Genomic DNA, 1,633 nt, shown 5'->3' on the forward strand with positions numbered 1-1,633 from the left:
CTCTGCTCATGGTATAAGTAGGGCCTACATTACTTTGAGAGTAATCAGAAAATTGACCTTCTAGATAAATGGAGTCATTACCAGTTGTTGAGGTCAGTCCAGCAGCATTAACAATTGTTCCTACGCCAACATAAACCGTATCATCACCAGTACCACCGGCAACAGTAAAAACAGAGCCGCGTATACCAGCCGCAATATTCACGCCAGAAGAATCTGTAATAAATACTTTAGTAGCATCATCACCAACTACCGCAGGAATGCTACTATCCAAAGGGTTGGGCGGCGTTGTTTCAGTTCTATCTAAATTGTTAGCATCCAGTGCTGGAAAATTCGGTAAATCACTAAAACCAATTGCAAGAGAGCCATCTGCAAAAACAATTTTATCGCCATTAGAGGCAATAAATTTTACTGATTCTGTAAATGTTTCACCATTAACAACCACCTCTCTAGTTAACGTATAAGTCGGACCTTGATTACTTTGTGTGTAGTCATCAAAATCGCCCGTTAGGTAAATAACATCATTACCAGCGGTGGCCGTCAGGCCAGTGGCATCAACTGTTGTTCCTTCACCCACATAAACGGCATCATCGCCAAGACCACCAGCTGCACTTAGCAACTGCCCTCTTGTTTCTATACCTAATAGAGGTGAATACCAATTGATAAAAAAGCCATTTGCATTAGTAATGAAATATTTTGTTGAACTCATAATAAATCTCCTTTTATATTTTTTAAATAAATTTTTCTTCTAGTCTTTGAAAGCAAAAAATATTGCTCTAACCGTAAAAAACTTGACCTGATCCCTCTGTAAACAATGTCTCATCACTGTAAATATAGTAATTACCCACTGTATCAGCATAAATGGTTCTAGCGCCGAAACTACCAGCATCACTGCCTATAACTTTAGCGGCAGGATTCGGAACCCAACCGTAAGTATCTAGATCGCCCGTTAGATTGGGGCTTACATCTCCATAGATGATATCGTTTATATCTGTAACGCCATCCAACTGGATATGCCCATCTTCATCTACAAGACCACGATAATTTAGTGAATAGGCAACTGCAATATCCTTGGCACTTGCATCGACTTGTATCGGAGCTTTAGTTGGATCGGATTGATGTCCATCTATCCAGTAATTGCTAGCCACCAATGCATCGGTGCCTGCAACTTGTATTTTGGATTCTTGACCTACATTGTCTGTTTTAGGGGTGACAGTAGTAAAGGTAAAATCACCCGACTCCACAGCAATGGAGTCTTGCCCTGACGTATCACCGGTAAAGGTGCCCGCAGCGAAGGTGATTTCATAATTAGTAGCCAAATCAAAGTCAAACTCAGGGTTAATGGTGACAATATTGCCTGCAATAGTGACCATTGAGCTGGTCACATCGATGGTTTGAGTGTTGTCGCTTGAATCATTTTTCCAACCTTGACCATTTGTGTTCAAGTCAGTGATGATGATGTTGCCTGTGCCTACCGATACGCTTTCTGAGAAGGTTAATACGATAGGTGATCGAACATCAATATGTTGTGCGCCATTAATGGTCGATTCTGCTACTGGGGAAAATTGGGGTAGAGCATCAAAATCAATATCACTGGTAGCAGTATTGCCAGCGGTGTCGAGAACGCTGTCTTTGC

Annotated in this window: 2 protein-coding genes; both read right to left on the bottom strand. The window is 41.3% G+C overall.

Features of this window, described 5'->3' with window-relative positions; all coding sequences use genetic code 11:
• On the bottom strand, positions 1-706 hold a 706-nt coding region (locus PSN35_RS07595), incomplete at its 3' end, for a hypothetical protein (RefSeq protein WP_300031678.1).
• A gap of 67 nt (positions 707-773) precedes the next feature.
• A partial coding sequence (locus PSN35_RS07600) for an Ig-like domain-containing protein (RefSeq protein ID WP_300031680.1) occupies positions 774-1,633 on the bottom strand: 860 nt, incomplete at its 5' end.

Origin of the sequence: Candidatus Thioglobus sp. (genome assembly GCF_028599055.1) — a bacterium.
Lineage (GTDB): Bacteria > Pseudomonadota > Gammaproteobacteria > PS1 > Pseudothioglobaceae > Thioglobus_A.